The following is a 24,763-nucleotide window of genomic DNA, read 5'->3' on the forward strand; positions in this document are numbered from 1 at the left end:
CAAGAGCGGATTTCAAAAATTTACACATTCTCATGTGCCTTACTTTGCGGCGTATGAATTAAAGATGAGAGGGCATTGTAAGAATGGAGGTGATGTCCACATGTCTCGTTTGAAGAAAAACCCATCGAAAGCAGGCGTAAGTGCTGCAAGTGTAAAAGGAAATGCAGGTCCATCACAGGAAGCAGACCTAGGCGGCAAAAAGACTAGTCAAAATCAACAATATAAAAAAAACCAGTAAGGAAACAAAATTGTAAGGAGGAACACACCTTGAACAATCAGCAAATGAATATGCCCCCGCAAGTCATTTCAGTGAAGGATTCCTTGTACTTAGAGGATATGCTGAATTGGAACTTGATCGCTATGAAAAAGGCTCACTTTATGGCCGAGCATTGCCAGGATCAAACATTGAAACAAGAATTAAATCAAGTGGGCCAAATGCACCATCAGCATTACACACAAATTCTTCAGCATTTAGGCAGCTCAGGGCAAGGCCAGTCTACTGGCTTTATGCAATAGGAGGAAAAAACATGGAACAACAAAACCAACAAAAAATCGGGAATCCTCAAACTCCGGTTCCCACGACAACAAACATGAATGATCGTGATTTTGTCACAGATCTCTTGTCGACTGAAAAATATATGACAAGCGGATACAACACAGCGCTCAATGAATTCAGTCATGAATCTCTTTATCAGGATATTCAGCGAATTGCGCTAGAAACTCAGAAAACACAAAGACATTTATATGATGTCATGTTCCGATATGGCTGGTATTCTGTTGAAGCCGCTGAACAGCAAAAGCTCCAGCAGGCGCACCAGAAATTTCAGCAAACACTGACAGAACAATCTCCATACGGACCATCACAGATGTCATAAAGAAAAACTGCCAGTATGTAGCTGGCAGTTTTTTTAACGATCTTGATTCGCTCGATGAGCTTCGTTCATTTGTTTGATTCGCTGAATGGTTTCTTTGATTTCTTCCTTAGCCTCTGGATACGATTCATTAAAATGCTTTGCTAGAGGCGGCATGCTTTTTGCGATATGAGAGTAGATCACCCATTGTTTCACATCTTGTTTCAGTGCGTCTGTTGAATCGCCAAGCAGCAGCTCAGTATATTTCTCAAGCAAGCCTTCCAGCTTTTCGTCTAGTTCATTTCCCATTGATCTTCCGCTCCTTTTTTCAGAAAAAAGCCTGACTCTGTACGTAACAGATGTCAGGCTTTTGACATACAATTATCTTGCAGCGAGAAATGTCTCCGCTTGCGCTTGCTGCACAATACAGCGTCCTCTGCCGTGCGGAATACATAATGGAGTTCCGAATAAAGGATCTGTTGTCACTTGGCAGTTCATATCGAAAACATTTTTCACAAGATCACAATTAATGACCGTTTCTGGTCTTCCTTCTGCATAAATCGTCTTGTCTTTAATCGCTACAAGGTGATGAGCATATCTACATGCGAGATTCAGGTCATGAAGAACCATGACAATCGTGCGCTGCTCTTTTTCATTTAAGTCAAACAGAAGGTCGAGAATTTCAATTTGATGCGTCATATCTAAATACGTCGTCGGCTCATCTAACAAAATGATATCCGTCTCCTGCGCTAACGTCATCGCAATCCATGCACGCTGCCTTTGTCCACCTGATAATGAATCGACCGTTCGATCAGCGAGGTCTTCCATCTTTGTTGACTTCAGTGCACGATTCACTGCTTCTTCGTCTTGCTTTGACCACTGCTTCAGCCAATTTTGATAAGGATATCTGCCTTGCTTCACTAGCTGATGCACGGTTAATCCTTCTGGCGCTTCTGGTCCTTGCGGAAGAATAGCGAGCTGTTTCGCTACTTCCTTTGTTGGTAATTTGGCAATGGAATGACCTTCAAGCAGGACAGACCCACCCATTGGCTTCATGAGACGGGCCAAAGAGCGAAGTAGCGTGGATTTACCGCATCCATTGCTGCCAATAAATACTGTGATTTCACCCTTAGGGATCGATACATTTAGTTCATCTATGATCATTGTTTCTCCGTAGCCTAAGCTTAAACCTTCAGTAGAAATGGCACTCATTCCGCTCAAACGCTCCTTTTCTCATGCAAATTTTTTATATGAAATATCGTCTATATATAGACGCAAAAGATCACTTATCTCAATTTAGTGTATCAGATTTAAGTGATTTTGAAAATCATTTTCAATTAAAAAATGAGAAAGTTCCGTTTTACTTCTTCTTTTGGAATGTACGTTTGGTCCCATCTTCAAGCTTCATATCGACCTGAATTCGCTGATAATCATCGTCTAAATTAAAAGCAGCTAATAGCTCATTGACATACGTTTCATTGATCTTCGCACTAGGAATCGACATATCATTTAGCTTCATCTTCATCTCGCGTAAAGCTTCTTCACCTTCATAGCGGACACCGTTCATATGATCACGAATCAGTGCTTCTTCTTTTCCTTTCGCCTGACGATAGGTGGCTTCGTATAATTCGCTTTTCTGCCCGTATTGAACATGCAGGTGGAGATGCTCAAATGGAAGTTCCTTCATTTGAACCGCTGAGAGACTCTCTGCTTCCGCTTCCTTTGTTTGCTGGAGCGGCTCAATCGATTGGCAGCCAGACAGCATAAAAAGCAGCACTCCTATTTGTCCCGCCTTCTTCCAACACATCATGCGCTTCCTCCTATTTCTTATCATCGCTTTTTATTCTTCTCCATCCTTCTTTTCGTTATTCAATAAAAGAGCGGGCTATGGTAAATTGAAACAAAAAGGAGGTACGAGATGATGAAAAAGACAGCCATTGTAACTGGTGCCAATAGCGGCTTTGGCAAGCTCATCACGACTGGTCTCGCCAAGCAAGGCTATACAGTGATTGCAGGTGTCAGGCAGGAAGCCAATGCGAAAAAGCTTGCTGAAGAAATCGAGCAAGCCTCGTTAGCCGAAGCGATACATATTGAAGCATTAGATGTGACAGACACGCAGTCGATTCAAGCATTTCAGAAAAAGTTGCATACTTACGCCCCCATTACCTTGCTTGTCAACAATGCTGGAACAGCCTATGCGGGTTTTGCTGAAGAGGTTCCTGTTGACACGTACCGCCAGCAATTTGATGTCAATGTTTTCGGAGTCATGGAAGTGACACAAGCCGTCCTTCCGCTGATGACAAATGGTGCAAAGATATTCAATATGAGCAGCATCAGCGGATTAATGGGAATGCCCGCACTTTCTCCTTATGTATCCTCCAAGTTTGCTTTAGAGGGCTACACAGAGAGCTTGCGCATTGAACTGGCATCGTTCGGTATACAGGCAGCCTTAATCGAGCCAGGCTCTTTCCAAACGAATATTTGGAACACGTCTATGAACGAGCACATGTTGCAGCCAGAGGAAGGCTCGAAATACATACACCTCTATCAAAAAATGATGGCTCATATCAATGCCCAGAAATCAAACTACGGGGACCCGCGTGAAGTCGCAGAGCTTGTGATTCGATTAGCCGAGAAGAAGCGGCTGAAAAAGCTGAGATATCCGATTGGGAAAGGAGTGCGGCTTTCATTCACAGCAAAGCAGCTCCTGCCTTGGAGCATGTGGGAAAAGATCATATTACGTACACTCTCTTCAAAAAAATAAGCATAAAAAAACAGGTAGACTTTTAACGTCCACCTGTTTTTTCATTTATTCTGTTTCAGACTGTCCAAGGGTAATGTCTAGGTTCTTGTTTTTCCCTTCACGAATAACAGTCATTGTCGTTTTATCGCCGACTTTTGTTTCTTTGTACAAAATTTCTTTCAGCTGAGAGCTGTTCGCCACGTTTTTCCCTTTAAACTTGATGATGACATCTCCAGACTTCAAGCCTGCTTTTTGTGCAGGTGATCCTTTTGATACATCCTTTACGTAAATCCCTTTGCCGATTTGTTTATCAAATAGGCCGAGCGTATTTTCTTGATACGTTTCAGGCACTTGCTCAAGGTCAATCATTTGTACGCCAAGATAAGGACGTTCAACCTTTCCGTTTTTCAACAGCTCATCTACAATCGGTTTGACATCGTTACTTGGAATCGCAAAGCCGAGTGATTCCACACCGCTTTCGCTAATTTTTAAGCTATTGATACCAATGACTTGACCATCTGTATTGATAAGCGGTCCACCGCTGTTTCCTGGATTGATCGCTGCATCTGTTTGCAGTACATTCATTTCCACCGTACCAGATGATGTGTTCGCTTCAACTGTACGATCAAGACCACTAATAATCCCTTCTGTCACAGTACCAGAGAACTGGGCACCAAGCGGGTTCCCAATTGCAATCACTTTGTCTCCAGCACGGAGCTTAGAAGAATCACCAAAGCTCGCCACTTTATCAATGCCGTCTGCATTGATTTCGACAACAGCTAAATCTGTCATCACGTCACTGCCGACAAGCTTCGCGTCTTTTGTTTTTCCGTCATAAAGTGTGACCTTCAATTTATTGGCACCCTCGACTACGTGGTTATTTGTAATAATGTACGCTTTTTTGCCATCTTTTTTAAAGATGACACCAGAACCCGTTCCAGCTTCAGCTTCTGTTGAATCACCGCTAAGGCCAAACGAATTTTGGGTAGATTGATAGTTTGAGACTCCCACAATGGTTGGCTCTAAATCTTCTACCATATCAGAAACATTCGTGGCATTGGTGATTTGTTTTGTTGAGAAATTTTCAGAGGCTGCCGGTTCACTTGACGCTGTTTGCGTTTGAGTGTTTGCTGCTGTGTCCTGTGACTGCGGCAAAAGCGGTGTAATGCCAAGCACAAGGCCTCCGCCAATAATTCCTCCAAGGATCGGACTGAGCCATGCTGCTTTCCGCTTTTTCTCCTTTTTCGACACACGGTCATCCTCCATTTGAGGAGAATGGTTTGTCACACTCTCCTGAGTGGCAGAAGCTTCGTTTTCATGAGGTTGAAAAACGAGTTCCTTTTCTTTTTCAGGTTCGTCTATTTGTTTCTCATTCTCTTGATGTACATCTTCTTGTTGATTCAACTTCTTCTCTTCATCTTCTCTTCGGAAATCCATCGCTTACACTCCTTTACATCATGTTCATGACTTGCTTGATTCATATGTGTAGATCGGACTCATGTCCTCTTAATGGCAACATCATTGAAAATACTACATGACAATATGTCAAATTATATAATACTTATTCATAGAAAAAAAGCAAGGTGCGCACATTCGTGAAAAGCACCTATTGATCTGCCTTTTGTCTATGCCCTTTTTTCCCTTGAGCTTATCATAAACAAACATTATGGGATAATAATGAGAAGAATATGTGAAATTGTGAAAAAAGCATGTGATTGTTGACATGCCGCCTTTGTATCCCGTTATAATGACGTTGAGAGGATGTGGAAGACTTTGTCGTACACCATTTATTTAGTGGAAGATGAACAAAACTTAAACGAACTTTTAACCAAATATTTAGAAAGTGAAAATTGGAATGTCTCCTCTTTTTTAACCGGAGAAGCGGCACGCGAAGCAATGAATAAGCCGCCGCATCTATGGATTTTAGATATCATGCTGCCTGATACAGATGGCTACACACTGATTAAAGAAATCAAAGCCGCATCACCTGACGTACCGGTCATTTTCATTTCAGCACGCGACGCTGATATTGATCGTGTCCTCGGTTTAGAGCTGGGAAGCAGTGATTATATTGCGAAACCATTTCTTCCGCGCGAGCTGATCATTCGAGTGCAAAAGCTGCTTGAGCTTGTGTACAAAAACAGCGATACTCCGCAGCAGCAAAGTGTCACACCCGTCTCCTCATATGTCATTCATGAGGATATAAGAGAGGTGTATGAAGGAGATCAGCTGATTAACTTAACTTCTAAGGAATTTGACTTGCTGCTTTTATTTACACATCATCAAGGACATGCTTTTTCTCGTGAAGATATCCTCATCAAAATTTGGGGACACGATTACTTCGGGACAGATCGTGTGGTCGATGACCTTGTCAGACGATTACGCAAAAAAATGCCCGACTTAAAGGTCGAGACCATCTATGGATTTGGCTATAGGATGCTAAAAGGATGAAGAACAAACCACTCGCTTTTCAAATTTGGATCGTCATCTCTGGTATTTTACTCACCATCTCGATTGTTCTGATCATCCTATTTTCCAATACATTACGAAATTTTTTCACGAATGAGATTTATAAAAATATCGAAAATGAACAGCAGGTGCTCACAGAATATCCGTTGAACCGAGACGGCTCGCCAAAGTCGACACCGGAAAACCGCTCGGTGCAGCACATTCTGATTCCGTCAGATGAATTAAACCAAATGGGGCAGTTTTTCCCACACGCCTTTATTGAGAAAATCCAAGCCTTTGTGAAAAAACAAAAAAGCGCAACGAAACGCTATTCTGAAGAGGTGAATGGCCAGCACATCTTTTTTGTCATCAAAAAAGTATCAACAGGCAATACACAATATATTCTTTTGTCTTATGCGCCAGACTCTTATCGAGATGACCTGTCCTTTACGCTGTTTAAACAGCTGATCTTTATCTTGGGCACCGTTATTTTATTAAGCTGGATTCCATCGATTTGGCTTGCCCGCTACTTATCCCGTCCAATCGTTGCGTTTGAAAAACACGTGAAGCGGATTGCACAAGAGGACTGGGACGATCCTGTCATCGTTGACCGGCAAGATGAAATTGGAAAGCTTGGTCATACCATTGAAGAAATGAGACAAAAACTCATTCAAAAGGATGAAACAGAACGGACTCTTTTGCAAAATATATCACATGACTTAAAGACACCTGTCATGGTCATCCGCGGCTATACGCAGTCGATTAAAGATGGTATTTTTCCTAAGGGAGATCTTGAACAAACAGTGGAAGTCATTGAAGGTGAAGCGGAAAAGCTTGAGAAGAAAATCAAGGATTTGCTGTACTTAACAAAGCTTGATTATTTATCAAATCAACACCCTGCACATGCTTCCTTCCTACTCAGTAATACGATGCTGGAAGTGGTCGACCGAATACGCTGGTCGAAAAATGAATTACAGTGGAACGTGGACTTAGATGATGAGGCTGCTCTTGAAGGCGATCCAGAACAATGGAGCAAATTATTTGAAAATGTCCTAGAAAATCAACTTCGCTACGCAAAAAGGAAAATTGATATTCAAATGAAACAGGAAGAGGAACAAATACGCATTGTCATTCGTAATGACGGTCCTCCAATTGAAGAACATATGCTATCCAGCCTATACGAACCTTTTAGTAAGGGAAAAAAGGGCGAATTCGGTATTGGATTAAGCATTGTCAAAAAAATTCTCTCCATGCATCAAGCGTCTATATCAATTGAAAATGATGATCTAGGTGTACGTTATACGATCACGGTACCAAAGAAGAGACTGTAGGTTTTTGACCGCAGTCTTTTTTAGATGAATGAATACCCATTGAAATCACGGTATGTGGCTTTGATTTTCTTGCCAGCTTGATACATCCATTTCTTTTCAATGGTTGTCTCTTTCGGCATTTTGACTTTTTCTACTTGAATTCCTTTTGTTCGCAAGCGTCTTATCATATCATCGATTTCTCTCATGGAACATCATCCTTTCACATTTTTTGACCAGTTGGTCACCTTACTTTATAATATAAAGAATTACACTGTAAAAAACAAGTTACAATCTGATTAATTTTTGAAAACTTTCGTCGTTTATGACCGATAAGTCACATCTCTTTGCGCACGTTTCCTAAGACATTTGTCTCTCGGTAAGAAAGGATGACATTCATATTGAAAAAGAAAGAGAAAATGATCATTGAGGCTGGCATGAAATTGTTTGCCAGTAAAGGCTACAATACAACGTCTGTTCAGGAAATTGCGGATGAATGCCACATGTCAAAGGGTGCTTTTTATCTTTATTTTAAATCAAAGGAAGCACTGCTCATTTCAATCTTACATTACTATTACGATAAGGTATTTACCCGGATCCACGAGGTTCAAACAGAGGGCGGCACACCAAAGGAAGCCTACCGCAAGCAGCTTACTGTCTACTACGATAATATTTTGCAGCAAAAGGATTTTATTAAAATGCAGCTGAGCGATCGAGCACTGCCAATGAATGAAGAAACGCAGCAGCTCGCAAAACAAATCAGACTTGCCACCATTCAGCTTCACATTGATAACATTAAGCAGGTATATGGAGATGCAGCGATTCCTTATATGGCTGATCTTTGTTTGACAATTGAGGGCATGAGCCACGTTTATTTCGAGCTTGCGATTTTATATGATTTTCAGCTGGAGGCTGAGGAGCTAGCCGCAACGATGATTCACCGTATCGATGATTTGATGGGCGGTATGATGGCGCGACATGATCTTCCGCTCATCTCTGTAGATCAAGCGAGCGATTGGTTTGGTCCTATTTATGAACGGTCATTCGACCCGCTGACAGAATCTCTTTTAAAAGAATTAAGAGAGCAAGCTGAAGCACACTATGAAGTGAAAGACGAGCCTGATTTATTTGAAGCACTCGGCATTCTAGAAAATGAATTAAACAAACAAAAACCTAGACAAGTCATCGTGAAAGGTATGCTGCATCAACTGAAATTGTTCGCACCGCTCCAATCCGTATCTGAGTCACTTTTGCGTATTTTGAAAGAGGATCATTTGTAGAACCTTGGTTTCATTTTTGTCCACATCACGTTCAATGAAAAAAACCAAGGGCAGCCGCCCCTGGTTTTTATTTTGCTTTCGGCGTCACCATTTCTTCTGGTTTCACAAACTCTTCAAACTGCTCTTCTGTTAACAGCTCTAATTGAAGTGCTGCTTCTTTTAACGTTAATCCTTCTTTGTGAGCAAGTTTTGCAATTTTCGCTGCATTTTCATATCCGATGTGCGGGTTAAGTGCCGTCACAAGCATCAATGAATCGTTCAAGTTTTTCTCGATTGTTTCTAGGTTTGGTTCGATTCCAACTGCACACTTGTCATGGAATGAGTTCATGCCGTCAGCAAGTAATTCAACTGATTGCAAGAAGTTATAGATGATGACCGGCTTAAATACGTTCAGCTCAAAGTTTCCTTGGCTGGCAGCAAAACCGATCGTTGCATCATTCCCCATAATTTGTGCTGCAATCATTGTTAAAGCTTCACTTTGAGTTGGGTTCACTTTACCTGGCATAATGGAGCTTCCTGGCTCATTTTCAGGAATGATCAATTCACCGATTCCGCAGCGAGGACCACTTGCCAGCCATCTCACATCGTTGGCAATTTTCATTAAATCAGCTGCAAGTGCTTTTAGGGCACCGTGTGCATACGTAATTTCATCATGGCTTGTCAGCGCATGGAATTTGTTTGGTGAAGAATTGAAATTTTGACCTGTCAGCTTGCTGATTTCCTCAGCGACATATTGACCAAACTCAGGATGTGCGTTAATTCCTGTACCAACAGCTGTTCCGCCAATCGCAAGCTCTCTCATTTTTTCAGTTGATTCTAGAATCATTTCTTTTGAACGGTCCAGCATGTACACCCAGCCGCTAATTTCTTGACCTACTGTCAGTGGAGTTGCGTCTTGCAAATGCGTACGACCGATTTTAACAATCTCTTGATATGCTTTTGCCTTCTCATCAAGAGTCGCTCTTAATTGATCAATCGCAGGCAATAATTTTTTGTACACAGCTAAAACAGCTGCCACGTGCATAGCAGTTGGGAATGTGTCATTTGAGCTTTGGCTACGATTGACGTCATCATTCGGATGAATGCTGAACTCACTATTTTTATCTTTCAAGTAAGCAGTTGCTCTATTTGCAACGACTTCGTTCATATTCATGTTACTTTGTGTCCCGCTACCTGTTTGCCATACAACAAGCGGGAAATGCTCGTCATACTTTCCGCTGATGATGTCATCACATACAGCAGCAATTGCTTCTGCTTTTTCGCTCTCAAGGTTGCCAAGACGTTCGTTGGCAATCGCTGTGCTACGTTTCAAAATTGCAAACGCATTCACAACTTCCTTTGGCATTTTCTCAGAACCGATTTTGAAATTTTCTTTGCTTCGTTGTGTTTGTGCACCCCAGAACTTGTCCTTTGGCACCTTGATTTCGCCCATTGTATCTTTTTCGATTCTAAATTCTGTCATTATGTATCCCTCCATAGCTTTATACACTCAACTCTATTCTATACAAAAAACCAAAATCCTTTAAGCGTTTTCAATTAAAATTTTATCTTTATTTTAATTTTAGTTCAATATAAACGCGGACATCTTTCGAATATTTGTATTTTGGGTTCGTTTTTCCGTAATCCTTTGATGTATATGTCACTTCATAATGCTTGTCAAACGACTGTAGAATACGGTCAATCTCCTCTTTTGTTCCTGCTAAACGAATTTGTGCCATCTTGTTTCCTCCAAAACCCTCATTCTTTCTTTTACCACAAAATAATGTAACACAGAATATTGTTTTTTCAAGCAGGTAATGCTAAGAAAAAGTTATTTGAGGCGGGTGATCCTTTTGAATCAGACTCCATTGAAAGAACACTTATACGATAATCTCTCCGTCATTCTCCCGCAATTAAAGGAAATGGATGATTTGGTCCATGAGAAAAAAACGCTGCCTCACGGGCAGGTTGTTTACTATTTATACATAAAAGAAATGAACGAAAAGATGGAGATTCAAACCTTTTTAAAGCTGCTTCTCCAAGATCATACCTCTCTTACAAAAGAGAAGTTGGAATCTAATTTATCCATGATGACGACACGTTCGGTGAAGACCTCTGAAGAATTGGTCGATGCGATTTTTGAAGGGCATTGCGTGGTGCTGATTAATGGATTTCAGCATGCGTATATTTTAGAAACGCATGGAACGAAGAAACGCAGTTTAGGGGATTCTACATCTGAAACAGTCGTAAGAGGGCCGAAAGTTGGCTTCATTGAAGATTTAAACACGAACTTAGCTCTCGTGCGACAGCGCTTGAAAAACCCTGACCTCAAAACAGTAAACATGAAGATCGGGGAAAAAAAATACACCCAAGTGACCATCATGTACATTGACGGTATCGTTGAAACCTCTGTTTTAAAAGAGGTAAAAAAACGGCTCAAGCAAGTCACCATTGATGATATACAGGACTCTGGTGTTCTTGAGGAGCTCATTGAAGACAATGTGTACTCTCCTTTCCCGCAAATTCAAAACACAGAACGGCCGGATAAAGTCGCGTCTGCTTTAAATAATGGCCGGGTCGCCATTTTTGTCGATCATTCACCTTTTGTGTTAATTGTACCTGCTTCGCTCGCGACGATTATGCAATCACCTGATGATTATTATGAAAGATGGATCGCCGCCTCTCTCATTCGTATGCTGCGGTTTACCTCGATCTTTCTGACATTATTTTTATCAGCCATTTATATTGCGCTTGTGTCGTTCCATCAAGGACTTTTACCAACAACTTTGGCTATTTCGATCTCAAGTACAAGAGAAAATGTCCCCTTTCCGCCTATTGTGGAGGCACTCATCATGGAGATGACGATTGAGCTCCTGCGGGAAGCCGGCTTAAGGCTGCCAAACCCGCTCGGTCAAACGATCGGACTTGTTGGCGGGGTTGTTATTGGCCAGGCAGCCGTTCAGGCTCATATTGTGAGCTCGATCATGGTGATTATCGTCAGCGTGATGGCCCTTGCGTCCTTTACTGTTCCTCAATACGGGATGGGCATGTCCTTTCGTGTGCTCCGCTTTGTGTCCATGTTTGCTGCGGCTACCTTTGGTTTATACGGGATTGTGCTGTTTATGCTCGTACTCCTTACTCATCTCACACGGCAAAAAAGTTTTGGCACACCGTATTTCTCACCAGATTTTGTGTTCAGCTATAAAAACGAGGACAATTCCATTATTCGATTGCCCTTAAAAAATCAACAGAAAGGAGAACGAGATGGTCAATCATAAAGAGTCGATATCAAGCTATCAGGCAAGTGCCATTATTGCAAATACAACACTAGGCGCAAGTATGATGATTCTGCCAAGATCGATGGCTCAGGCTGCGGCTACACCTGACGGCTGGATTGCACTCTTACTTATGAGTGTCATTTACATAGTGTTTATTTTTGCAAATGTCCTGATGATGAAAAAAGTCCCCTTCTCCTCTTATTATGATTATACGAACGAAGGGCTTGGGAAATGGCTGGGCGCTCTTGCCAATCTCTTGATTATTATTTATTTTCTTGGCGTCGCCAGCTATGAAGTACGCGCGATGTCGGAAATGGTCAAATTCTTTCTGCTTCAAAACACGCCAGTAGCCGTGACAATGATCAGCTTTATTGTAGTTGGGTTTTATCTGGTGATTGGCGGAATTGGTGATTTAGCCCGGCTTTTCCCTTTTATACTGATTGTGACGCTCATCATCTTATTTGTCGCTTACGGGCTTAGTCTCCAAGAATTTAAGTTAGATAACCTCCGTCCCGTTTTAGGAGAGGGGTTCTCCCCTGTCTTCAATTCCTTAAATGCATCTGCCATATCGTTTGTCGGCATTGAAATGATACTGTTTATGCCTGCTTATCTGAACACACAAAAACACACCTTTGCTTATGGGACAGTCGGCTTTTTGATTCCTGCGATTATTTATATTTTCACTTATATGATGGTGATTGGTGCGCTGACTGTTAAAGAAACGGCGACTTTGACTTGGCCGACCATTGCCTTATTTCAATCATTTGATATTCAGGGGATTTTTATTGAACGCATTGACTCCTTTTTGCTTATCGTTTGGCTGATTCAGCTTTATACAAGCTTTGTCGGATATACATTTTTTGCTGCAATCGGGGTGTCTAAACTGACCAAGTTTCCTAAAAAAGTGGTCCTTGTTTTAATGGGAATTGTCATTTACTTTGCAGCGATTTTTCCAAAGGATGTCGATACAGTGCGAAATTATTTAACCTATGTGAACAACCTCTTTTTCCTGCTGTTCGGCATTCTCCCGTTTCTCTTATTTATCATCGTGTTTTTCAAAAGGAGGCGGAACACAACATGAAAAAAAAAGCAGCTGTTGCTCTTTTGACGCTGGTTCTATTAAGTGGTTGCTGGGATAGCACAAATATTGAGGAGCTTAACATGGCGATTGGATTTGCAGTAGACAAAGGGGACCAAGGGAATAAATTAAAGGTATCTATGCAAGTCCTCGTTCCTCAAAAGATCTCTCAGGAATCAAACATCAAAGACCCTACGAAAATCATTGAAACAAACGGGGATTCTGTGCATCAAATATTCCGCACAACGGCGCTGAAAAGCCATCGCATTTTCGCACAGCAACTACGGGTGTTTTTGTTTTCTGAGGAACTCATCAATGAGAATGATTTCGACCTCGTCATTAATCAATTCATTCGAGACAATGAAACGAGGAGAGGAGGCCTCGTCTTTATGACCTCTAAGAATCCTGGAGACATGCTGAAAATCAATGACGACGGACAGCCAGCCTCTACAACCTTATACGATCTTTCTGAGAATAGAAAATCGACCATTCGCATGTTTAAGACTAGCTCATTAGGAGATATTTCTTCTGCCATGCAAAACAATGTATCTTTCGCTATTCCGAAAGTCAGCGTCGATCAAGGAAAATTAATGATCGATGGAGCCTCTATTATTAAGAATAAGCGATTTCTCACCAATATCTCTCCGTTAGCAGTACAGTCATATAATCTGTTAACTGGAGACGGACTGGGTGGAGTCATTGAATTTGAATATGAACACAGCATCTACTCTTTTGAGATTTTCAAACTCAAGCACCATATTAAAACCAATAAATCAGCCAGCGGAAAATATCAATTTGATGTGTCAGTGGAACTTGATGGACGATTGTCTGAGGATTGGAATGAACGTGAAAACGCTTTTAATGAAAAGTATCTCAGAGAAATCGAAGGCGTTGTCAAGCGTCGAATAGAGACAAGCGTTAAAGATTTCATCGGTGAATTACAGCACGAGATCAAAGCAGATATTTGCGGATTTTATCAAAAGGCGAGTATTGCCTACCCGAAAGATTTTCGAAAAGAAGCAAAACATTGGGATGAAATTTTTAGTGAATCAGATATTCGTTACAAAGCAAATGTGAAAATCCGTGACTTCGGGACTAAGGGCGCAACACAATCCTTATAGAGTATGTTAAAATGGTAAGAAAAAAAGGGTGTCAATCATGAAACGAGCTTTACTTTCGGCCGGCATTCTATTTTTGATTCTAGGAATACTCCTGTTAGTCGTTGTATTCATGCAATCAAAAGAAGATTTCTTCATTGAAGCCGACAGCTTTTCGAGCACATTTTTGATCGTGATTTATTATGGACAAACCCCTGCGCTCCTTCTTGTTGGAGGCGGTATATTCGTCGGACTTTCACAGATCATTGGTTTGCAAGAGAAAAAGGCAGCATTGGCAAAGGAGAGCGTAAAGCTATTATCCGAGATGAAGAAAGCCCTAGAAGACAAATCGGCCGAGGAGCAGGAGGCTTTTCCAGTTCCTGAGCTCCATCAACTATCCGAACGTCCGATCACAGGACAGAAGGACTAAATTTACGCATGTTCTAGCAGCTTTCTTTTGAAAGCTGTTTTTTTATTTTATTGAATCAGCTTATGACGATGCGCATACACAGCCGCTTGCGTCCGGTCTTCTACATCGAGTTTGGAAAGAATGTTTGTAATATGTGTCTTCACTGTTTTAATTGTAATAAATAGTTCCTCAGCAATGACCTTATTCGATTTCCCATCGGCAATCAGCTTCAAGATTTCCATTTCCCTTGCTGTTAATGCATCATGAAGGATCGATCCATTTGAAGAATGACGAAGTTTATTCATCACCTTTCCAGCTACTTTTGATTCTAGTCTTGGTTCGCCGATACTTGCAGACCGAATGGCATCTGCAATTTCTCCTGCCTTGGATGTTTTTAATAAATAACTTAAAGCACCTGCTTCAATCACTGGATAAACTTTATCATCGTCAATAAAGCTCGTCAGAACGATAATTCGAGCATCTTCAATTTCCTGACAAATTCTTTTCGTTGCTTCGATGCCATCCATGCCTTCCATGACAAGATCCATTAAAATGACATCTGGCCTTAATTCAACTGCGAGCTCTACACCTTTTTGTCCATCTGACGCTTCACCAATGACTTCAATATCAGCCTGTGCCTCTAAAAAAGCAGCAAGCCCCATTCTCACCATTTCGTGATCGTCGATTAAAAGCACTCGAATCATCGAACGTTCTCTCCTTTTCCTTCATCAAAAATGGGAACCTTCACATCAATTTGTGTTCCTTTTCCCTCAAATGACATAATCTCTGCGACACCGCCTACTTCACTTGTTCTTTCACGAATTGATTCCAGTCCGTAGGAGGCCGTCTTCACATGATCGGTTTGAAAGCCGATCCCATTGTCGATAATCTTCAGTTGCACCTGCCGATTTCGAATGAGCAGACGAACCGTCACCTTTGTCGCCTTTGCATGCCTGAACACATTTGACAGGGCTTCCTGTACAATTCGGAAGAGGTGATCCTCTACTCCTTTTGAGAGCGGAACATCATCTTCTATTTCCCAATCAATATCAATGGGCTGTTTTGCTTGAAATTCATTTAGGAGCTCAATCAAGCCCTTTTTCAAGTCTTTTCCTTCAAGGGTGATCGGTCTGAGATGAAGCAAAAGCGCACGCATTTCATTTTGTGCATCGCCAGCCATTCGTTCGACTAGGCGCATTTGCTTTAAAATCTTTTCATCCTTTTCCTTCATGACTTCAAGAATCGCAGAGGTCATCATCGAGATCGCAAATAACTGCTGGCTAACCGCATCATGCAGTTCTCGTGCTAAACGCTGACGTTCTTCTGAGACGACCGACTTTTTCATTTGCACCTGCCATTCTGCCCGCTCATTCGAGAGCTTTTGCAAAGAGGCTACTTGACCTTCCACTCGTTTCGCCATTTCATTTAATTGATCAGCCGCTAAGCCAATTTCATCGTCGCCAAGAGACGGCAGTCTGTATGCAAAGTTCCCATTTTCAAACTTTAAAATCGACTCTACAAGCTGATCAAGACGCTTTTTATGCTGATAGCCAAATACATGTGAGGCAGAAAACCCAATGGCAAGACTAATGATCAGTAAAATACAAAAAAACGGGATGCCAAACCAGCGGGTAGAGAGGAGAATCATCGGATCAAGCTGATAATAAAAAAACATGGGCAGCATCGTCATGATGACAACACCAAGCGAGATCCCTACTCCAAGACGAATAGATTGCCACTGGATACCTAGATGGAGTTTCCTCATAAGTATCTCACATCCACATCTCCGATCAGTAAAGAGATGGAGATTTTCACTTTTCGTTTGCTCTCATCGTAATTGTCTGTCATCACATACACTTTACTGCCGAATCCGCTTCTTTTTTCATCAATAATTTTCATATCACCAATGGCAGCTGAAGCACTCACACATACTTCAATATCCTGCGGTACGAAAATATCCACATCTCCGATGAGCCCGCTTATCACGATCGTGCTCTCTTCTTCTGCGATGATGGCCTTTGATAAGTCGATTTTGACATCCCCGATAAACCCTGAAATCGTCAAATCACTTAATTGAAACGGCTTTTTCATCAGCCTGACTTCACCGATAAAAAAGTCATGCTCCTTGCGCGGCTTTGTCTGGCTCTTTGTTTTCTTTTGCTCGCCCTCTTTTTCAAGATTGACTTTCAATGAAGGCTTATCGCTCTCCGGTGCTTCCTTTTTATCGACATCAAAAACAGGTTTGTTTTTCAATAAGCGATAGCCGGCATATATCAAAAAGGCCGCAAATAAATATCCTGTGAGACTAAATGTAATATTGAGCAGGAATTTTAAAAAGAGAAAGCCGGCAAAAATATAGGAAACTGAACCGAGCCAACGTTTGGATCTTGAGTGCAGCCAATAGCCCGCAAGCGCAAAAAACACAGGCCAAAACAAATCGGCTCCGATCCCAATAATTTTGAGAAATAGATTAATACCAAAAATCACGACAATGATGCCTAAAATTTGATTCCTTGAAAAACGCAGTTGACTCGCCTCCTTCCTTTGTTTCGTTCATTACCGCAGCTTTAAGTTTCCGCTTGTCATTTCAATATCGACTAAGTGTGTCCCTTTTCCCCGCGTGCCTGTAAAGCCTCGACCTTCACTATCTGCTTGATCAAAGTGATAGGTGTGATCGACACTTCCACTTGTTTTTTTCACTTGGACATTAAAATCTCCTTCATCCGGCAGGTTAAATTTTGCGCTGCCTGATGTCATGTGAAAGGAGACAGGTGATTCAATGGTATCAAAGCTTGCCGTCAATCTACCACTCGTCATTTCTAGCTGCATTTCGCCTTTGACATCTTTAATATCGGCACGCCCTGAGGTTGCTCCAATATCGCTATTTTTCGCATCGATGTGAGACACAGAGAGTCTGCCAGATGTCGCTTTGATTTCGACATTGTTTGCTGAGAAATTCTCGGCATTGAGGTTTCCGCTTGTTGATTTGAGGATCACATCTTCAAGTGCCAGCTTCCCTTCGCCGTCCATCTCACTGACCCCGCTTCCACCCGTAATCTTCACATTTTTATGATAATCTGTTGGCATTTTGACTAAGAGTTCTCCTTTTTCAAATGAAGTGAAAAACAAGAATCCTTTATTTTCAGCACGGATTTTAAATGTACTGCCTGTTTGTTCCGCATACATTTTACCTTTTCCACCTACGACCATCACGGAAATATCGGAACGATTTTCAGGTTTTACCTTCACGCGAAATCCAGAAAGAGAAATATCTAATTGATCAATTTCATCTTTTTTCGCTGAAGCTGTTGTGACTGGTTTTTCACGGGAGAAACTCAAATGAAAGAGATTTTCGTTTTTGAAAAGCATCCCAATCATTAAAAAGACACCTACGAGTATACAAATTAGACCAATTAATCGCTTCATTCATACCATCCCTTTATCTTCTGACCTTTTCATTATAAGGAAAAGCGAAACAGAAAGAAATCAAATATCGGAAGAAAAATCCTGCTTTTCTTCCGATCTGCCATTGATTTCTTAGTTTGCTTGCTGCTGCTCAGGCTTCTTCTCCAGCTTGAGCTTCTGCCATTCTTTTTCAACCTCATCAGCATAGTCTAGATGAGCATATGCTCCTTGATCCTCAAATTGTGTATAGCTGCCCGCTTTTGTCTCCATTTCTTCGATACGGTTCTCCATTCGAAGAAATTCTTTATATGCACTTTCACTATCTACTTTATTCATAGATTCGTTCATATGCTGCTTTGCCTGTGCGGCATTTGCTCTTGCTATGAGTGCCTGCTTCTTGTCTTTAATATCACGCAGCTTCGTTTCTAACTGTTGCAATTGCTCTTTCAGCTCTTTTAATTGTTTCACAGATTGCTGATAAGCTTCCTGATATTCCTGATGCTTTTCTTCAAAATACTTCATTTCTGTGAGCGCTTTTCGTGCTAATTCTTCTTCTCCTGCATGAAATGCCAGCTCAGCCTGCTTCTTTCTTTTATCAGCAAATGCTTCCGTCTCTTCTGCTTTGCGCAGGAAGCCTTGTTGAATCGTTTGCTGTTTGATGATCGCATGTTTCGCTTTGGCAATATCGTCCTCCATATCACGAACGTACTGATTCAGCATGACACGTGGATTCTCCATTTTATCTAAGCCCTCATTGACCGTTGCAACAAACATATCTCTCATTCTTCTGAATACCATTTGAATTTCCTCCTCTTATTTTTTCTTTAAAAAGTCTTCCCATTCTTGATCAAATGACGTGTGCATAGGTTCTTCCATTTTCGGTGACGTGTTTGGCTCCATATATGATCTACTTGATGATTCTTTTGCCTGTTTACCATTGATCATCGTCCAGCCGAAGTAGAGAAGCCACCCAGCTAGTGCGATTCCAAGGATAAATGGCAGAGCTTGCACAACGATCATGACACCAATGACTGCTAGAATGACGCCGAAGGTTTTACTGCCTTTTTCATATTTCTTTACACCTACATAGATGAGCCACGCCCCAATCAGAATTGGGATCAGCCCTCCTAGTGAGCCACCGAAGAAGATGGATAGACCGACAAACATTAAAATCGAACCGATGATGGTTTTACTTGTTATTTTCATCTTCATGCCTCCTTTCTTGCTCCTTGCTTTTACTATAGTCAAAAAAGAAAGCTGGCAAAACGTGTCGCAGATTGATCTTTCATTGCGACCAGAGTCGTAACTTCGCTCAGACTGAGCGGTAGAACCCAATAAAAAAGCACTCTTCTCATTTGAAGAGTGCTTTCCTTTATTTAGACCGAAATACGTTTGCACTTCGTTCATATTCAACATCCGCTTCACCGAGCCGATGATTCACGATTCGGGCGGCTGCAAATAAATAGTCAGAGAGCCGGTTTACATATGTGAGCGCAACTGCTGGAATCTCCTCCTGCTTCGCAAGCGTCACGATATGCCGCTCTGCTCTTCTGACGACTGTCCGCGCCACATGTAAGAGAGCTGCGCCTTCCTGGCCGCCCGGTAAAATAAACTTCGTGAGAGGCGCGGCTTCTTCTACATAGTCATCCATTCTTTGCTCAAGGACTGCTACAGACGCTTCAGTTAATTTACCTTCTTTCGGTGGTTTGACTGCTGCCAAATCACCGCCGCAGTCAAACAGCTCGTGCTGTATCACAATCAGCTCTGACAAAATGTCTTGAAACAATTCGCCATGCTGACGTAAATGTGCATGTGCGAGTCCAATGAAGCTATTCGCCTCATCTAACGTGCCGTATGCCTCTACTCTCACATCATCCTTATCGGCTCTCCCGCCGATCAAGCCTGTTTGACCTTGATCCCCTGTTTTTGTATAAAGTTTCATTGGTATTCCTCCTTTTCTTTTGCTTTGTCCTTTTAGTATAACCTGAAGTGAAAAGGATGTATTTGTTTAACTAAAGTACTGTGATCGCATCATAAACAAAAAAGCGAACCATTTGGTTCACTTTTGAATGGCATTTAATGAATAAAGAAGACGGTGCACTTTCTGCTTTAATCTTTCGTGTAAATGCTCATCATCTTCTGTTTCCTGCATACCCACAGCAGCGATACAAAGATGATGAATGGACATGCTCGTCTCCTGTTTTATCATGTGGACAAGCTGCCCCATAAGCTGAACAGACGATCCGTCTGATATAGACTCTTTCAATACAAGCCAAATGGTCAGCTCTTCTTGATGACGCATACCGTAAAGCACCATGTTGTCGTCTGTGTCTTCAGCAGCAAATTGTTTTGGTCCACTCGTTAGGTTATAAAACAATAGTCCCTCACGATCATCCAACTCGTCACGAAGCATGTCACTTCCCGTTCCGAGAGACCTTTTCCAAAAGAAGCCGCCCTTTTTCTGATGTGAGGAAAGGATGCGGAGCGGCTGTTTGAGGGAAAACGTCATTCCTTCTCCTCCATACGTTTTCCACCCATCCGCTAACTTTGCATTTGATGCTACAGAAGCCCCCGCAGGTTCAATGATCAGCTGAGGATTTGCCCTTCGCGGGTGTTGGAGCGGTGTTACATCTGTTTCATACACACGGTTGATTCGCTCAGGCGTCAAGACGTGATGCGGCAGCCCTACTATTTCCGTCTTTCCTTCATCAAGCAGCAGCAGCCGGTCACAATACAAACTGGCGATGTTCACATCATGAAACACACCGATCACCGTTAGCCTAGAGGAAGTGGTCTCTTCTTTAATTAAATCAAGCAAATCCTTTTGATAGGCCAAATCAAGAAAACTGGTTGGTTCATCCAGCAATAAATATTCAGGCTGCTGGGCTAATGCCTGTGCCAAGTACACACGCTGCTGTTCTCCCCCGCTTAGCTCATGAATAGATTGATCCTTAAATTGTGCAACATCCGTTTGTTCCATTACTTTGTTGATGATCTGCATATCTTCTCGTGTAACAGATTGCAGCCATCCTTTTTGATATGGATAACGACCGAATTGAACCGTTTCTTCCACTGTAAATGAGAAAGCTTGGTCCGTTTTCTGCGGTAGAACAGCCATTTTTTGCGCAAGTGCCTTTGGACGGTAAGATTGAATCAGTTGACCGCTCAGGCGTACTTCACCACTATCAGGTTCCAGCAACCCAGAGATCATTTTAAGCAAGGTCGACTTCCCGCTTCCATTTGGACCAAGTATACCGAGAAATCCCCCTTGATTTACCTCAAAACTGATGCCACGTATGACCTCTTTCTCTCCATATCCACCTTTGATTTCCTTCACTTGAATCATAGATGCGTCCCTCCTCTGTATTTACGAATGAGGATGATGCCGAATACAGGGGCACCAATTAACGCTGTGATGATGCCGATCGGTAATTCAGTCGGCTCAATGATCGTACGTGATAACACGTCTGCTAAAACGAGAAAGGAAGCGCCATTCAGCATAGACAAAGGCAGGAGGTGCCGGTGGTCTGTGATCGCTAAGAGGCGAATAAAATGCGGAATCACAAGTCCCACAAACCCAATCGTCCCTGACACTGCTACTGCACTACCAGTCAGAATCGATCCAGCAAGCAGCACGATATATTTGCTCCTTTTCACATGTACACCTAATAGCTTTGCCTTCTCCTCGCCATACGTCATGACATTCAAATCTCGCCCCATCAGCATTAATGCAAAGGTCCCAATCAGAAAGAAAGGAAGGAAAAGCACAATATAGCGCCAGCCCCTCATGGACACACTGCCAAGAAGCCAATGAATAATCTCTTTTAAATCATCACCCGTTAAGGCAATCATCAATGATATAAGCGCGCCCAAAAAAGAACTGAAAATCACCCCTGTTAAAATTAAAGAGGAGATGCTCATCCCCCGATGGACAAGACGCGCAAAAAAGAGGACGAGACATAGGGTCACAAGCGCTGTTGTCATACTGAAAAAAGGCAGTGTGAAACTGCCGAGCAAAGGGAGCTGCAAACTGAAAAATAGGGTCGCGACGGCTCCAACTGATGCCCCTTGAGATACACCCAGTGTATATGGGTCAGCAAGAGGATTTTTTAATAAACCTTGAAATGCTGCACCAGATAACGCCAGCGCTGCTCCGACTAATGCCGCTAATATCACTCTCGGCAGCCGGATATTCATCATAATATTGCGATCAATTGAATCTATTGTGCCTATCTGCACACCGAATAGTTCATGAACAAATATACGGAGAATAGAAGGAATGGGAATCCCTAAGCTTCCAAAGGAGATTCCCATTCCAATGCTCATCACAAGAAGTAAAGCACTTAGTGTGTATGCGATGATGAATTTATTTGAACGTGTCAGGATAGATGCTTTTCGCAAGAGCCTCGACTCCTTCAACCAATCGCGGCCCCGGTCTTGATGCGAGATCCGTATTCAATTGAAAGACTTGTTTTTCCTTCACTGCTTTGATCGCATTCCAGCCGTCTCTCTTTTTCAGATCAGCTAAGCTGGAACCATCAATTGTGACGATTACGTCAGGGTTTCGTTTGATAATCGATTCTTCTGTCATTTGCACCCAGCCAGTTTGATCACCAGCAGCATTTTTCGCATGGATAACAGAAAGCATTTCATCCATAAATGTATGAGTACCTGTTGTATAAATTTCAGGCGTACCTGAAACTTCAACAAAGACTGTTTTTTGTTTGTCTTTCGAGATCGCCTCTGCTTGTTTCTTGATGTGATTCAATTTTGCTTTCATCTCGTCTACAAGCTTTGTTGATGCTTCTTTTGCACCTGTTGCTTCACCGATCGTATTGATCGATTTGTACACATCCTTAAAGGAAGTGGCATCATTTACAGTCAGTACTTGAATTCCTGCATCCTCTAGCTGTTTAAATCCCTCTTTTGATCCCATCTGCGAGGCATGAGCTAGTACAAGATCAGGCTTTAAGGAAATCACCTTCTCGACATTGAATTCAAGTCCGCCAATCTTCTCTACCTTTTCAACTTCCTTTGGATAATTGTCAAAATCAGATCGTCCAACCATTTTATCTCCAAGACCAAGCGCATAGGCAACCTCTGTATTACTTGGAATTAATGAGACAATACGTTTAGGCTGTTCTTTGATTTCGACTGTTTTACCAGCTGCATCTTTAATCGAGACAGGAAATGCCGCAGCCGCTGTTTCGTTATTTTGTGAACTCTTTGCTTTATGGTCTGTTTCAGCACCTGCACATCCTGCTAAAACACCCATCACAAGCAATAGCGATAGCCAAATGGCCGTTAACTTTTTCATGAATGAACCCCCTGATTTATGTACTGCTTGACGAAAGCTCTTCCGTCAATTCTTTTCTAATTTCGGGAATATTATACTACAGTGCAGTTAGGTTGTATATGTGATTTCTAAAAGCGTCTTTTTCGTTCTGATAAAAGAAAAACAGCCTCTAATAAGACTGTTTTACGCCCATCTATTTATTAATTTGTTCCCCATTGATGACAACTTTCTGAAAAGAAGGCGCTACTGCATGCTCCAAAGAAAGTGGATACGTCACATGGTCTATGACACAATTTTTCATGTTGAAGTTTGTCACGGGGGAATGTGAGTAGGCGGCTATTTTCACACCATATCGTCCGCCGCTGCTTTTCAGTCCTTCCACTTGAATATGACGTACAACAGGACGATGTGGACCCGCATCCCCTTCCTCATACATCATGTCGATACAGACCACTTCATGCTTTAAGCTTTTGACTGTGTTGTTTTTAAAGTAAATATGTTCAATGGTACCGCCTCTGACAGAGTTGGTTTTAATCCGCAGTGCCCGGTCAAGGTTCGGACTATCCATGACATTATTCTCTGCATAGATATACCTTACCCCGCCAGAGATTTCACTCCCAATCGTCACTCCGCCGTGTCCATCACGCATCTCATTTCTACGAATAACAATGTTTTCAGATGGAATCCCTATTCTCCGTCCGTCCTCGTTCCTTCCAGATTTGATGGCAATACAATCGTCGCCATTATCAAAATAACAATCTTCAATGAGCACATTCCGGCAAGACTCCGGATTGACACCATCTGTGTTTGGTCCATGCCCGATAATATGAACTCCACGGACAATCACAAGTTCACTTAGTACAGGGTGAATTTGCCACATCGGTGAATCCTTCACTGTCACTCCCTCAATAAGAACTTGCTGACATTGGTAGGGCTGGATAAAGCTTGATCTTAAATAATGCCCTTCTCCAAACACTCTTTCTTCTACTGGTATTCTCTTTTCAGCCATGTCAAATAGAAGCTGACGATCCCGATCTTGAGAAGGCTGGCCATTCGTGCCATATTTCCAAGGCCACCAATGATGCTCATCTCCTCTGCCATCAAGCGTTCCAGCTCCTGTAATGGCGATGTTTTCTGCATGGTGTGCATAAATGAGAGGTGAATAATTATAAAGCTCAACCCCTTCATATCTTGTCAGTACAAGCGGCAGATAATCCTTTCGGTTTTGGCTGAATGCCACATACGCTTTCTCATGCAAATGCAGCTCTACATGACTCTTCAATTCTAGCGCACCTGTCACAAACGTCCCTTCTGGAATCAGCACACGTCCCCCTTTCAAACGGTGCGCATCATCAATGGCAGACTGGATAGCATCTGTTGAAAGCTCGGTTCCTTTTGCATCTGCCCCATAATGAACCACATTAAATTCACGATCAGGGAACAGTGGTGCTTTTATCTGCTTTAACACTTGATCGATTCCGTTTGCTTCTTTGTCTTTCTTCCCTTGCCTTGCTAAACGAGTGAGTCCGATTCCTGTGAGTACCGTTCCTGCTGTGATATACATCAAATCCCGTTTTCTAGACACATTCTCA

General features: G+C 42.1%; 29 protein-coding genes. 11 read left to right on the forward strand and 18 right to left on the reverse strand.

The annotated features are described in order from the left end of the window. The first annotated feature begins 100 nt into the window (after positions 1–100). The 3 genes from MHB79_RS15190 to MHB79_RS15200 are packed head-to-tail and all read left to right on the forward strand — an operon-like array spanning position 101 to position 875. Positions 101–238 (forward strand): YuzL family protein, encoded by a 138-nt coding sequence (locus MHB79_RS15190; RefSeq protein ID WP_003212904.1) that lies wholly within the window; start codon positions 101–103, stop codon positions 236–238. A gap of 44 nt (positions 239–282) precedes the next feature. Further along, complete coding sequence (locus MHB79_RS15195) at positions 283–516, forward strand: hypothetical protein (protein WP_223250686.1); 234 nt, start codon at positions 283–285, stop codon at positions 514–516. Positions 517–527: 11 nt separating this feature from the next. Continuing rightward, positions 528–875, forward strand: coding sequence for a spore coat protein (locus MHB79_RS15200; RefSeq protein ID WP_058013724.1), 348 nt, complete (start codon positions 528–530; stop codon positions 873–875). Between the two features lie 33 nt (positions 876–908). Here MHB79_RS15200 and MHB79_RS15205 read toward each other — a convergent pair whose 3' ends face one another. The 3 genes from MHB79_RS15205 to MHB79_RS15215 form a co-directional block, all read right to left on the reverse strand. Continuing rightward, positions 909–1,160, reverse strand: a complete 252-nt coding sequence (locus tag MHB79_RS15205; protein ID WP_226804016.1) for a YusU family protein — start codon at positions 1,158–1,160, stop codon at positions 909–911. Between the two features lie 72 nt (positions 1,161–1,232). Next, on the reverse strand, positions 1,233–2,063 hold the full coding sequence (locus MHB79_RS15210) for an ABC transporter ATP-binding protein (RefSeq protein ID WP_003213584.1): 831 nt from the start codon (positions 2,061–2,063) through the stop codon (positions 1,233–1,235). A gap of 148 nt (positions 2,064–2,211) precedes the next feature. After that, the gene (locus tag MHB79_RS15215; RefSeq protein ID WP_170965972.1) at positions 2,212–2,658 is read right to left on the reverse strand and encodes a YusW family protein; all 447 of its coding nucleotides are present in this window, start codon (positions 2,656–2,658) and stop codon (positions 2,212–2,214) included. A 111-nt stretch (positions 2,659–2,769) separates the two neighbouring features. Between MHB79_RS15215 and MHB79_RS15220 the strand changes: the two genes are divergently transcribed. Continuing rightward, positions 2,770–3,615, forward strand: coding sequence for an oxidoreductase (locus tag MHB79_RS15220; RefSeq protein WP_340990115.1), 846 nt, complete (start codon positions 2,770–2,772; stop codon positions 3,613–3,615). Between the two features lie 45 nt (positions 3,616–3,660). Here the strand turns inward: MHB79_RS15220 and MHB79_RS15225 are convergent, their stop codons facing one another. Beyond that, the gene (locus MHB79_RS15225) at positions 3,661–5,031 is read right to left on the reverse strand and encodes a S1C family serine protease (protein ID WP_340990117.1); all 1,371 of its coding nucleotides are present in this window, start codon (positions 5,029–5,031) and stop codon (positions 3,661–3,663) included. 336 nt (positions 5,032–5,367) lie between these two features. Between MHB79_RS15225 and MHB79_RS15230 the strand changes: the two genes are divergently transcribed. Together MHB79_RS15230 and MHB79_RS15235 are read left to right on the forward strand one after the other, a co-directional pair. Further along, on the forward strand, positions 5,368–6,045 hold the full coding sequence (locus MHB79_RS15230; protein WP_050944097.1) for a response regulator transcription factor: 678 nt from the start codon (positions 5,368–5,370) through the stop codon (positions 6,043–6,045). Next, positions 6,042–7,373, forward strand: a complete 1,332-nt coding sequence (locus tag MHB79_RS15235) for a sensor histidine kinase (protein ID WP_003213777.1) — start codon at positions 6,042–6,044, stop codon at positions 7,371–7,373. Before MHB79_RS15230 ends, MHB79_RS15235 begins: the two co-directional genes overlap by 4 nt. A gap of 20 nt (positions 7,374–7,393) precedes the next feature. On the opposite strand, the gene spxO is transcribed toward MHB79_RS15235, so the two are convergent. Next, positions 7,394–7,558: an anti-adapter protein SpxO gene (gene spxO, locus MHB79_RS15240; RefSeq protein ID WP_003212782.1), complete on the reverse strand. Its 165-nt coding sequence runs from the start codon at positions 7,556–7,558 to the stop codon at positions 7,394–7,396. A gap of 192 nt (positions 7,559–7,750) precedes the next feature. Here spxO and MHB79_RS15245 point away from each other — a divergent pair, with 192 nt between their 5' ends. Beyond that, a complete protein-coding gene (locus MHB79_RS15245) occupies positions 7,751–8,629 on the forward strand; it encodes a TetR/AcrR family transcriptional regulator (protein ID WP_050944099.1) in 879 nt (292 codons plus the stop codon). Between the two features lie 67 nt (positions 8,630–8,696). Here MHB79_RS15245 and fumC read toward each other — a convergent pair whose 3' ends face one another. Together fumC and MHB79_RS15255 are read right to left on the reverse strand one after the other, a co-directional pair. After that, complete coding sequence (gene fumC, locus MHB79_RS15250; RefSeq protein ID WP_137054422.1) at positions 8,697–10,091, reverse strand: class II fumarate hydratase; 1,395 nt, start codon at positions 10,089–10,091, stop codon at positions 8,697–8,699. Positions 10,092–10,179: 88 nt separating this feature from the next. Further along, complete coding sequence (locus MHB79_RS15255; RefSeq protein ID WP_003213147.1) at positions 10,180–10,347, reverse strand: YvzF family protein; 168 nt, start codon at positions 10,345–10,347, stop codon at positions 10,180–10,182. 114 nt (positions 10,348–10,461) lie between these two features. Between MHB79_RS15255 and MHB79_RS15260 the strand changes: the two genes are divergently transcribed. From MHB79_RS15260 to MHB79_RS15275, 4 genes are read left to right on the forward strand one after another with little or no spacing between them, the layout of a single operon-like run. After that, entirely contained in the window at positions 10,462–11,886 is a 1,425-nt protein-coding gene (locus tag MHB79_RS15260) for a spore germination protein (protein WP_034620118.1), read from the forward strand. Further along, on the forward strand, positions 11,873–12,967 hold the full coding sequence (locus tag MHB79_RS15265; protein WP_106029297.1) for a GerAB/ArcD/ProY family transporter: 1,095 nt from the start codon (positions 11,873–11,875) through the stop codon (positions 12,965–12,967). The genes MHB79_RS15260 and MHB79_RS15265 overlap by 14 nt, the downstream gene beginning before the upstream one ends. Next, the gene (locus MHB79_RS15270; protein ID WP_050944103.1) at positions 12,964–14,085 is read left to right on the forward strand and encodes a Ger(x)C family spore germination protein; all 1,122 of its coding nucleotides are present in this window, start codon (positions 12,964–12,966) and stop codon (positions 14,083–14,085) included. Before MHB79_RS15265 ends, MHB79_RS15270 begins: the two co-directional genes overlap by 4 nt. A gap of 37 nt (positions 14,086–14,122) precedes the next feature. Beyond that, the gene (locus MHB79_RS15275; protein ID WP_003212877.1) at positions 14,123–14,491 is read left to right on the forward strand and encodes a hypothetical protein; all 369 of its coding nucleotides are present in this window, start codon (positions 14,123–14,125) and stop codon (positions 14,489–14,491) included. 47 nt (positions 14,492–14,538) lie between these two features. On the opposite strand, the gene MHB79_RS15280 is transcribed toward MHB79_RS15275, so the two are convergent. From MHB79_RS15280 to MHB79_RS15330, 11 genes are all read right to left on the reverse strand, one after another. Further along, complete coding sequence (locus tag MHB79_RS15280) at positions 14,539–15,174, reverse strand: response regulator (RefSeq protein WP_003213157.1); 636 nt, start codon at positions 15,172–15,174, stop codon at positions 14,539–14,541. After that, positions 15,171–16,235 carry a two-component system sensor histidine kinase LiaS gene (gene liaS / locus MHB79_RS15285; RefSeq protein ID WP_003212649.1) on the reverse strand — a complete coding sequence of 355 codons (1,065 nt, stop codon included), beginning with the start codon at positions 16,233–16,235 and terminating at the stop codon, positions 15,171–15,173. Before liaS ends, MHB79_RS15280 begins: the two co-directional genes overlap by 4 nt. Further along, positions 16,232–16,996, reverse strand: coding sequence for a cell wall-active antibiotics response protein LiaF (gene liaF, locus MHB79_RS15290; protein ID WP_034620120.1), 765 nt, complete (start codon positions 16,994–16,996; stop codon positions 16,232–16,234). The genes liaS and liaF overlap by 4 nt, the downstream gene beginning before the upstream one ends. A 30-nt stretch (positions 16,997–17,026) precedes the next feature. Beyond that, positions 17,027–17,896: a LiaG family protein gene (gene liaG / locus MHB79_RS15295; RefSeq protein WP_050944104.1), complete on the reverse strand. Its 870-nt coding sequence runs from the start codon at positions 17,894–17,896 to the stop codon at positions 17,027–17,029. Positions 17,897–18,007: 111 nt separating this feature from the next. Further along, positions 18,008–18,673 (reverse strand): stress responsive protein LiaH, encoded by a 666-nt coding sequence (liaH, locus tag MHB79_RS15300; protein WP_003213665.1) that lies wholly within the window; start codon positions 18,671–18,673, stop codon positions 18,008–18,010. Positions 18,674–18,688: 15 nt separating this feature from the next. Next, positions 18,689–19,081, reverse strand: a complete 393-nt coding sequence (locus MHB79_RS15305; RefSeq protein ID WP_050944105.1) for a hypothetical protein — start codon at positions 19,079–19,081, stop codon at positions 18,689–18,691. A gap of 166 nt (positions 19,082–19,247) precedes the next feature. Continuing rightward, positions 19,248–19,817: a cob(I)yrinic acid a,c-diamide adenosyltransferase gene (locus MHB79_RS15310; protein WP_335365173.1), complete on the reverse strand. Its 570-nt coding sequence runs from the start codon at positions 19,815–19,817 to the stop codon at positions 19,248–19,250. Positions 19,818–19,934: 117 nt separating this feature from the next. Next, positions 19,935–21,221 carry a heme ABC transporter ATP-binding protein gene (locus MHB79_RS15315; RefSeq protein WP_340990129.1) on the reverse strand — a complete coding sequence of 429 codons (1,287 nt, stop codon included), beginning with the start codon at positions 21,219–21,221 and terminating at the stop codon, positions 19,935–19,937. Next, complete coding sequence (locus MHB79_RS15320) at positions 21,218–22,276, reverse strand: FecCD family ABC transporter permease (RefSeq protein ID WP_050944108.1); 1,059 nt, start codon at positions 22,274–22,276, stop codon at positions 21,218–21,220. The genes MHB79_RS15315 and MHB79_RS15320 overlap by 4 nt, the downstream gene beginning before the upstream one ends. Then, on the reverse strand, positions 22,242–23,192 hold the full coding sequence (locus tag MHB79_RS15325) for an ABC transporter substrate-binding protein (protein ID WP_003213757.1): 951 nt from the start codon (positions 23,190–23,192) through the stop codon (positions 22,242–22,244). Before MHB79_RS15325 ends, MHB79_RS15320 begins: the two co-directional genes overlap by 35 nt. Before the next feature lie 172 nt (positions 23,193–23,364). Then, positions 23,365–24,756 carry a glycoside hydrolase family 28 protein gene (locus MHB79_RS15330; protein WP_340990131.1) on the reverse strand — a complete coding sequence of 464 codons (1,392 nt, stop codon included), beginning with the start codon at positions 24,754–24,756 and terminating at the stop codon, positions 23,365–23,367. Between the last annotated feature and the right edge of the window lie 7 nt (positions 24,757–24,763).

This window comes from Bacillus sp. FSL M7-0558, from assembly GCF_038003245.1.
Lineage (GTDB): Bacteria > Bacillota > Bacilli > Bacillales > Bacillaceae > Bacillus > Bacillus pumilus.

Excerpts from the sequence above, each read along its gene's own strand:
- MHB79_RS15210 (WP_003213584.1), bottom strand. The coding sequence starts at position 2,063 with ATGAGTGCCATTTCTACTGAAGGTTTAAGCTTAGGCTACGGAGAAACA.
- MHB79_RS15215 (WP_170965972.1), bottom strand. The coding sequence starts at position 2,658 with ATGTGTTGGAAGAAGGCGGGACAAATAGGAGTGCTGCTTTTTATGCTG.
- MHB79_RS15315 (WP_340990129.1), bottom strand. The coding sequence starts at position 21,221 with ATGATTCAAGTGAAGGAAATCAAAGGTGGATATGGAGAGAAAGAGGTC.
- MHB79_RS15235 (WP_003213777.1), top strand. The coding sequence starts at position 6,042 with ATGAAGAACAAACCACTCGCTTTTCAAATTTGGATCGTCATCTCTGGT.
- spxO (WP_003212782.1), bottom strand. The coding sequence starts at position 7,558 with ATGAGAGAAATCGATGATATGATAAGACGCTTGCGAACAAAAGGAATT.
- MHB79_RS15255 (WP_003213147.1), bottom strand. The coding sequence starts at position 10,347 with ATGGCACAAATTCGTTTAGCAGGAACAAAAGAGGAGATTGACCGTATT.
- MHB79_RS15200 (WP_058013724.1), top strand. The coding sequence starts at position 528 with ATGGAACAACAAAACCAACAAAAAATCGGGAATCCTCAAACTCCGGTT.
- MHB79_RS15205 (WP_226804016.1), bottom strand. The coding sequence starts at position 1,160 with ATGGGAAATGAACTAGACGAAAAGCTGGAAGGCTTGCTTGAGAAATAT.
- MHB79_RS15275 (WP_003212877.1), top strand. The coding sequence starts at position 14,123 with ATGAAACGAGCTTTACTTTCGGCCGGCATTCTATTTTTGATTCTAGGA.
- MHB79_RS15325 (WP_003213757.1), bottom strand. The coding sequence starts at position 23,192 with ATGAAAAAGTTAACGGCCATTTGGCTATCGCTATTGCTTGTGATGGGT.
- MHB79_RS15225 (WP_340990117.1), bottom strand. The coding sequence starts at position 5,031 with ATGGATTTCCGAAGAGAAGATGAAGAGAAGAAGTTGAATCAACAAGAA.
- MHB79_RS15310 (WP_335365173.1), bottom strand. The coding sequence starts at position 19,817 with ATGAAACTTTATACAAAAACAGGGGATCAAGGTCAAACAGGCTTGATC.
- liaG (WP_050944104.1), bottom strand. The coding sequence starts at position 17,896 with ATGAAGCGATTAATTGGTCTAATTTGTATACTCGTAGGTGTCTTTTTA.
- liaS (WP_003212649.1), bottom strand. The coding sequence starts at position 16,235 with ATGAGGAAACTCCATCTAGGTATCCAGTGGCAATCTATTCGTCTTGGA.
- MHB79_RS15220 (WP_340990115.1), top strand. The coding sequence starts at position 2,770 with ATGATGAAAAAGACAGCCATTGTAACTGGTGCCAATAGCGGCTTTGGC.
- MHB79_RS15305 (WP_050944105.1), bottom strand. The coding sequence starts at position 19,081 with ATGAAAATAACAAGTAAAACCATCATCGGTTCGATTTTAATGTTTGTC.
- fumC (WP_137054422.1), bottom strand. The coding sequence starts at position 10,091 with ATGACAGAATTTAGAATCGAAAAAGATACAATGGGCGAAATCAAGGTG.
- liaH (WP_003213665.1), bottom strand. The coding sequence starts at position 18,673 with ATGGTATTCAGAAGAATGAGAGATATGTTTGTTGCAACGGTCAATGAG.
- MHB79_RS15190 (WP_003212904.1), top strand. The coding sequence starts at position 101 with ATGTCTCGTTTGAAGAAAAACCCATCGAAAGCAGGCGTAAGTGCTGCA.
- MHB79_RS15280 (WP_003213157.1), bottom strand. The coding sequence starts at position 15,174 with ATGATTCGAGTGCTTTTAATCGACGATCACGAAATGGTGAGAATGGGG.
- MHB79_RS15270 (WP_050944103.1), top strand. The coding sequence starts at position 12,964 with ATGAAAAAAAAAGCAGCTGTTGCTCTTTTGACGCTGGTTCTATTAAGT.
- MHB79_RS15195 (WP_223250686.1), top strand. The coding sequence starts at position 283 with ATGAATATGCCCCCGCAAGTCATTTCAGTGAAGGATTCCTTGTACTTA.
- MHB79_RS15265 (WP_106029297.1), top strand. The coding sequence starts at position 11,873 with ATGGTCAATCATAAAGAGTCGATATCAAGCTATCAGGCAAGTGCCATT.